A 7,390-nucleotide genomic window follows, 5' to 3' on the forward strand; every position below is an offset into this window, starting at 1 on the left:
AGCGGTGGGGCTCGCGGGGGCGTCGGACGGCCCCGCGGTGGCGGGGCCGTCACGGCGCGTCGCGGTCACCTGCATCTGTCAGTTCTGCTCCGCGGCGGTGATGATCTCCGGCACCACGTTGTCGAGCGCCCAGGGCAGGCTGAGCGGCGACGCGGCCGAGATGGACAACACCTGCTGCTCGTCCGTCTGGACCACCATCCGACCCGCCTCGACCGCGGGGATGCGGCCCAGCAACGGGTCCGCCTCGATGGCGGCGCGGACGTCGGGCGAGGCGGCGTAGGTGACGAGGATGTCCGAGACCAGTTCGTCTGCCCGTTCAGGCGACCATGTCACGGCGAACTGGTCGGGGGCCCCGGTCGAGGCCTCGGAGATCACGGGAGCCTGGACCATGCCCAGCTGCTCGAGGAAACGCGGCCGGTTGTCCACGTCGGTGAAGGCATAGATCTTCTCCGCCGCGCCGGGGTCGACCGTCCCGTAGATGAAGGTGGTCCCCCGGAGACCCGAATGGTCGTCAGCGACCTGGGCGATCCGGCCCTCGACCTCGTCGATCAACTCCTCGGCGCGTTCCGAGCGGCCGAGCGCCTCGCCGATGAGGCGCGTGGACTCCTGCCACGGGGTGCCGAAGGCCACGTCGCCCTCCGGCATCGCGATGGTGGGGGCGATCTTGGACAGGGTCTCGTACTCCTCGGCGGTCATCCCGGAGTAGACACCCAGGATGATGTCGGGCTGGAGGGCGGCGATGGCCTCGGTGTTGATGCCGTCCGTCTCCGAGTACAACTCCGGCATCTCGCCCCCCACCGACTCAAGTTCGGCGTCGAACCAGTCGGTGGATCCACCGGCGTTGCCGCCGAACGAGTTCCGCGGCATGCCCACCGGAACCACCCCCAGCGCCAGCGAGACATCCGCGTTGACCCAGGAGATCGTGGCCACCCGCTGGGGCGGTTCGGTGATCTCCGTCTGCCCGTATGCGTGGGTGATGGTGCGGGGGAACTCCCCGTCACGCTCGACATCGGTCGCCGTGGCCGAGTCCTGCGATCCACCCACTGAACCCGTCGAGCACCCGGCCAACACCGCCAGCGTCGCGAGGAGCGCGGCCAGGAGCAGCACGGCCCGTGCGCGATCGGGGGCGTCGACCGCCCGGACACGGGATCGGACGGTGAGTGCACTCATGGGGTCTCCGATGGATAAAAGCCGCTTAGGCTTGGCTTACCTTATCGGGGCAACAGTAGAGTGACGATGCGCCGAAACGCAAGACCGCACTCCCACATTCCCACTTCGCCTGCTACACAACGTGATTCATATCACTCCGGTGTTGATAAGGCTAGCCTACCCTCATAACGTTCGCCGGTACCTACGTCCCCGATCAGTTCGGAGCACCCGTGAACGAACACCTGTTGAGCCACCGGAGCCGGAAGGACCACGCCGCCGCCCTGGCCGCGGCGACCGCCGAGGTCGGTCGATACCTCGACGGTCGTACCACCCCGCGCTCGTCCGCATCTCCCGCGCATCTCGCGTCACAGACCGCGGCGGTGGATCTGTCGACCCCGCTGGGGACGCTCGACAAGGCGATGGTGGAGGTGCGTGCGCTCTACCTCGACCACGCCGTGGGGTACCACCACCCCCGCTACCTCTCGCACCTCAACTGTCCGGTCACGATCCCCGCGCTGGCCGCCGAGACGCTCGCCACCTCCGTCAACACCGCCGTGGAGACGTGGGACCAGGGCACCTCGGCATGCCTGATCGAACAGAGACTCGTCGACTGGGTCGCCGAGCTGATCGAGTTCGACCGGCCGGACCGGGTCACGCCGGACGGCGTCTTCACCACCGGCGGATCGCAGTCCAACCTCCAGGGGTTGTTCACCGCACGCGAGGATCGACTCTCCCGCCCCGGCCCCGGGGGGACCACGCCCGCGGACCGTTGTGTGCGTCTGTCCCGTCTGCGGATCGTCACCGGCGAGCACGCACATCTCAGCGTGGTCAAGGCCGCACGTCTGCTCGGTCTGGCACCGGACGCGGTGATCGTCCTCCCCGGGCACGGCGACCGCATGGACCCGGCTACCCTCGACCGCGCCCTGGCGTCCGTGGCGGACGCCGGTGACGAGGTCGCGGCCGTCGTCGCCCTGGCCGGTACCACCGACCACGGCGCGATCGACCCGTTGCGGGAGGTCGGACTGGTCTGTCGCCGTCGCGCCGTCTGGTTGCACGTGGACGCCGCCTACGGCGGCGGATTGCTGGTCTCCCCCACCCGCCGCGATCTGCTCGACGGGATCGGGCTGGCCGACTCGGTGACCGTCGACTTCCACAAGACCTTCTTCCTGCCGGTGGCCGCATCAGCTCTTCTCCTGAGGGACGGCTCGGGCTTCCGCCACTCCACCGTCAGCGCCGACTACCTCAACCCCGCGGACGGTGACGATCACGCCGTGGACAAGTCCCTGCAGACCACCCGCCGCTTCGACGCCTTGAAGCTCTGGATGACGCTGCGCGTTCTCGGCGCCGACGGGATCGGCCGCATGCTCGACGACGCGATCGACGTGGCCCGGCGGATCGGTCGGACCATCGACTCCGAGCCCGACCTCGAGCTGGTTCGCAGGCCGGCACTGTCGACCGTCCTGTTCCGCCCCCGGCCCGAGGGGTGTGACCCCGACGAGTCCGACGCCCTGGTCCGCCCCGTCAGGGACGCGCTGTTCGCCGAGGGACGGTCGGTGGTCGCGGCGACGGTGGTGGACGGCCGACCGTGCCTCAAACTCACGATCCTGGACCCGGAGCTGTCCGACCAGGACGTGGCGGCCGTACTCGCCGACGTCCGCGAGGCCGCCCGGTACCTGGCCGACGGGATGCGCCAGGCCACCACCGCGGGGGTGCTGTCATGAGCGGGGGGATCCACGACCTGCTGGGCGTGGGCATCGGTCCGTTCAACCTCGGGCTGGCGTGCCTGGCCGAACCGCTGGAGATCGACGCCGTCTTCCTCGACTCCCGCGAGGGCTTCGCGTGGCACCACGGACTCATGTTCGACGACGCGACCATCCAGGTGCCGTTCCTGGCCGATCTGGTCACGCTGGCCGACCCCACCTCGCCGTACTCGTTCCTGTCCTATCTCAAACAGGTGGGCCGGTTGTATCCGTTCTACATCCGCGAGAACTTCCAGCCCCTGCGCGCGGAGTACGACGCGTACTGTCGCTGGGCCTCCGAACGGGTGGGTGGACTTCGGTGGGGACGGCAGGTGGTCGACGTCCGGCGCGAGAAGTCACAGGGCGCCGGGGGCGGACCGGACGGAGGGACCGACGACGAGGACGGACCCGTCTACCGGGTCACCGCGATCACCTCCGACGGCACGGAGACCTACCGCGCCCGGCACCTCGCACTGGGGATCGGCACCAGCCCGTGGTCGCCTGTCGACACGGACTCGCTCGACGGCGCCTCCGCTCACTCGGGCCGACGTGTCGCGCTGCACGCCGCCGACTACCTGCACCGGCGCGAGGAGCTGTTCGAGCTCGACTCGGTGACCGTCGTGGGCAGCGGCCAGTCGGCCGCCGAGATCTACCAGGACCTGCTGGCCACGCCGGGGGACTCCGGGCCCCGCGTGGACTGGATCACCCGCTCCCCGCGGTTCTTCCCCATGGAATACACCAAGCTCACACTGGAGATGACGTCCCCGGAGTACATCGACCACTTCCACGGACTCGACGCCGGGACGCGTGACCGCATGCTGCGCGACCAGCGCTCGCTCTACAAGGGCATCGACGCCGAATTGATCAACCAGATCCACGACCTGCTCTACCGCCGGTCCGCCCACGGGCTGGACACCGGCTTGTTGGTGGCGGCGACCGCCCTGGAGGGCGCCACCCCCGTCGGCTCGCACATCCGACTGGACCTGCGCTGCACAGACACCGCGCGGACCTGGACGCACCAGACCCAGGGGCTGGTGATGGCCACGGGGTACTCACCCACCACCCCGCGGTTCCTCGACGGGATCGCCTCGGAGATCGACTGGGAGGACCCCGGTCCCGAACAGAGCCGCGAGGGTCGGCCCCGCCGATACCGGGTGGCACGGGACCACACCATCGACCTCGCTCACCGGCGGATCCACGTGCAGAACGCGGAGGAGCACACCCACGGCCTGAGCGCGCCGGACCTCGGGATGGGGGCGATGCGCAACAGCATCATCCTGCGGTCCGTGACCGGTCGCGAGGTATACCCCGTCGAGTCACGTATCGCGTTCCAGCGGTTCGGCCCCCCGGCCGACGAGATCCCAGGGGCCCGCGATGCCGACCGGGCGCGGACCGACGCGCCCGCCGGACGACGCACCCCCGCCGACCAGCAGGCCCAGGAGACCCGATGACCCACACCGTCAGTACGCCCGCCGGACTCGTCTCGCTCGCGAGCCTGCCCACGGACCCCGACACCACCGGGACACTCCACGCGTGGCTCTCCCATCCCGGATCGGCCTACTGGGGCATGCGACACATGACACCCGGACAGATCTCGGAGTTCTTCCACGACTGGCAGTCGAGCCGGCACCGACAGGTCCGAATGGTGCGTATCGACGGGCTGCGGGCGGGGCTGGCAGTGTTCTACGACCCGGCCGCGGTCGAGCTCGACGGAAAGTACCCCCATCAACCCGGGGACCTGGGCATGCACCTGCTGGTCGCACCGTCGCGGACCCCCGTTCCGGGCACCACCGCCGCCGTGATCGGCGCCATCTGCGAGACCGCCTTCGGGCCGCTGGGTGCCCGGCGCATCGTGGTGGAACCGGACATCGACAACACCGCCGTCCACCGGCTCAACGCCCGCGCGGGATTCCGGGAGGACGGGCCGCTCCGCCTGCCGGACAAGACCGCTCTGCTCTCCTTCTGCGAGCTCGACGACTTCCGCGACTCGGAGATCGGCCGGACCACGCGGCCCGTACCGTCGTCCACTCGATCACCCGGCGCCGCACCTCACGCGCATCTCTCCGGCCACGCGATGCGCCGGGCGCACCGTCACCTGTGCGCCAAGGCGCTGGCCGAGTTCTCCCACGAGCGGCTACTCACCCCGCAGGCCACGGCGGTGCCCGGGGTGTACGAGGTGCGCGCGGGGTCCGAGACCTGGACTTTCCGCGCGCGGGTCCTGCCACTCGAGCACTGGGTGGTGGACGAGGGGTCGCTGCGGCGCGAGGTCGGGGGTGAGCCGGCCGAGCCCGACGCCCAGGCCCTCGTCACCGCGTTCGCTCCCGTGCTCGGGATCCCCGGGGCGCTGGTGGGGATCTATCTGGAGGAGATCGCGGCCACCCTCGGCTCCGCCGCGTTCTGCCTGCACCACCGCGACCGACCGGTCCAGGAACTCGCCACGGCGGACCTGCAGGAGGTCGAGGCCGCGATGACCGAGGGGCACCCCGGCTTCGTGGCGAACAACGGACGCATCGGCCTCGGCCTGTCCGACCGGCACCGCTACGCGCCGGAGGCCCCCGGGACGGTGCGCCTGGTCTGGCTGGCCGCGCGCCGCGACCGCAGTCACCTCGCCACGGTGACAGGCCTCGAGGAGCGCGAGCACTATCTCCGCGAGTTCGGCCGTGACGCCCTGGACGGGTGCGACGACCGCCTCCGTGAACTGGGCCTCGACCCGGACGGGTACCGCCTCCTCCCCGTCCACCCGTGGCAGTGGGAGCACAAGATCTCCGTGGCGTTCGGCCCCGACCTGGCGCGTCGCGACCTCGTCCACCTGGGTGAGTCCCACAGTGAGTACCGCCCGCAGCAGTCCGTGCGCACCTTCTTCGATACGAGCAGGCCCGAGCGCGGATACGTCAAGACGGCACTGGCGGTGCAGAACATGGGTTTCACCCGCGGACTGTCTCCGCGGTACATGCGTGACACCCCGGCGGTGAACGAGTGGGTCGCCGGACTGGTGGCCGGGGATCCCGTACTCCGCGCGCTCGACTTCGGGATCCTCCGGGAGACCGCCGCGGTGGGGTACACCGGTGACGCCTACCATCGCGCCGCCGACGCGGGCGTGTCAGAGGAGGGGCCGCACACCAAGATGATCGCCGCCCTGTGGCGCGAGAGCCCGATGCCGCGACTGTCACCGGGCGAGCGGGCCTTCACGCTGGCCTCACTCCTGCACGTCGACCTGCACGGCCGACCCCTCGTCGTCGAACACCTGGAACGGTCGGGGTCGAACGCCCGCACGTGGCTCCGCGCGCTGCTCGACGCCTACGTCCTGCCGGTGGCCCGATGCCTGCTCGCGCACGGGGTGGTGTTCATGCCGCACGGGGAGAACGTGATCGTGGTGATCGGACCGGACCACCTGCCGCGCCGGGTGCTGTTCAAGGACATCGGCGAGGAGGTGGCGGTGGTGACCGACCGTCCGCTGCCCGCGGGGATCGAGCGGATCCGGCACGTCGTGGATGCCGAGACGGCCGCGCTGAGCATCCACACCGACGTGATGGACGGGGTACTGCGTCACCTCGCCGCGATCTGCGACGAGGCCGGTGTCCTACCGGCATGGGAGTTCTGGGACGAGACCCGCCGTTGCCTGTCGGCGCTGGACCGCGACGGGCGGAACGAGGCGACCTGGCAGGCGCTCTTCGCGCCGCGGTTCAAGCACTCGTGCCTCAACCGGCTGCAGTTGCGCGACACCCGGCAGATGGTGGATCTGACCGATCAGGCGGGCTCGCTCCAGTTCGCGGGCACCCTCGCCAACCCCCTCGCCAACCCCCTCGCATCGACCCCGACCGACCCCGCGGGTCGCGGCGAGCGCACGAGTCGCGACGAGCGCACGAGTCGCGACGAGCGTTCCGGACACGTCGGCCGAGAAGGGGGCGTGCGGAACGCTCTTATCGATGACGGAGCCCGCAGCGTGTCGTAGCGTCACTGGGATGAACGGGCGGGAACTCCAGAAGTGTGCGGCGCTGCGAGCGCGCGAGCTACCGGCGACCACCCTGGAGTTCCCGTTCGGGCCGGACGTCGACGTCTACAAGGTCCGCGGCAAGGTGTTCATGATCCACACCGTGGTCGACGACGAGCCCCTCGTGGTGATCAAGGCATCACCCTCGGACGGCCTCGCCCTCCGTGACGCGCACCCGGACATCACCCCCGGCTACCACATGGACAAGAGGCACTGGATCTCACTGCACCCCGGGGGGAGCCTCGGCCACGACGTGGTCGAGGAATTGGTCACGGAGTCCTACCGACTCGTTGTGGCCGGGCTCCCCAGCGCGCAGCGACCGGTCGAGCCGCACTCCTTCGGGCGCGGGCAGCGCTGATCCGGCTCAGTTCGCCGGCGCGATCTCCGGCGAACCCTCGGGCGACACCGAGGACCCGGTGATCGAACCGAGCCGCTCCTCGCCCAGCGAGCCCTCCACGGCGTCCGTCGCCGAGCCCGTGTCGACGGCTCCGGCCAGCGAGCCGCCCACCAC

At 70.4% G+C, this 7,390-nt stretch carries 5 protein-coding genes; 4 read left to right on the plus strand and 1 reads right to left on the minus strand.

The features are described 5' to 3' along the window. Nucleotides 1–78 precede the first annotated feature (78 nt). Entirely contained in the window at nucleotides 79–1,170 is a 1,092-nt protein-coding gene (locus tag G6019_RS05555; protein WP_182612329.1) for an iron-siderophore ABC transporter substrate-binding protein, read from the minus strand. 209 nt (nucleotides 1,171–1,379) lie between these two features. Here G6019_RS05555 and G6019_RS05560 point away from each other — a divergent pair, with 209 nt between their 5' ends. The 4 genes from G6019_RS05560 to G6019_RS05575 are packed head-to-tail and all read left to right on the plus strand — an operon-like array spanning nucleotide 1,380 to nucleotide 7,237. After that, a complete protein-coding gene (locus G6019_RS05560) occupies nucleotides 1,380–2,870 on the plus strand; it encodes a pyridoxal phosphate-dependent decarboxylase family protein (RefSeq protein WP_182612330.1) in 1,491 nt (496 codons plus the stop codon). After that, entirely contained in the window at nucleotides 2,867–4,339 is a 1,473-nt protein-coding gene (locus G6019_RS05565; RefSeq protein ID WP_182612331.1) for a lysine N(6)-hydroxylase/L-ornithine N(5)-oxygenase family protein, read from the plus strand. Before G6019_RS05560 ends, G6019_RS05565 begins: the two co-directional genes overlap by 4 nt. Continuing rightward, nucleotides 4,336–6,840, plus strand: coding sequence for a GNAT family N-acetyltransferase (locus tag G6019_RS05570; RefSeq protein ID WP_182627175.1), 2,505 nt, complete (start codon nucleotides 4,336–4,338; stop codon nucleotides 6,838–6,840). Before G6019_RS05565 ends, G6019_RS05570 begins: the two co-directional genes overlap by 4 nt. 10 nt (nucleotides 6,841–6,850) lie before the next feature. Next, the gene (locus tag G6019_RS05575) at nucleotides 6,851–7,237 is read left to right on the plus strand and encodes an MmcQ/YjbR family DNA-binding protein (protein WP_107756252.1); all 387 of its coding nucleotides are present in this window, start codon (nucleotides 6,851–6,853) and stop codon (nucleotides 7,235–7,237) included. Nucleotides 7,238–7,390: the final 153 nt, after the last annotated feature.

Origin of the sequence: Dietzia sp. DQ12-76 (genome assembly GCF_014145045.1) — a bacterium.
Classification (GTDB): Bacteria; Actinomycetota; Actinomycetes; order Mycobacteriales; family Mycobacteriaceae; genus Dietzia.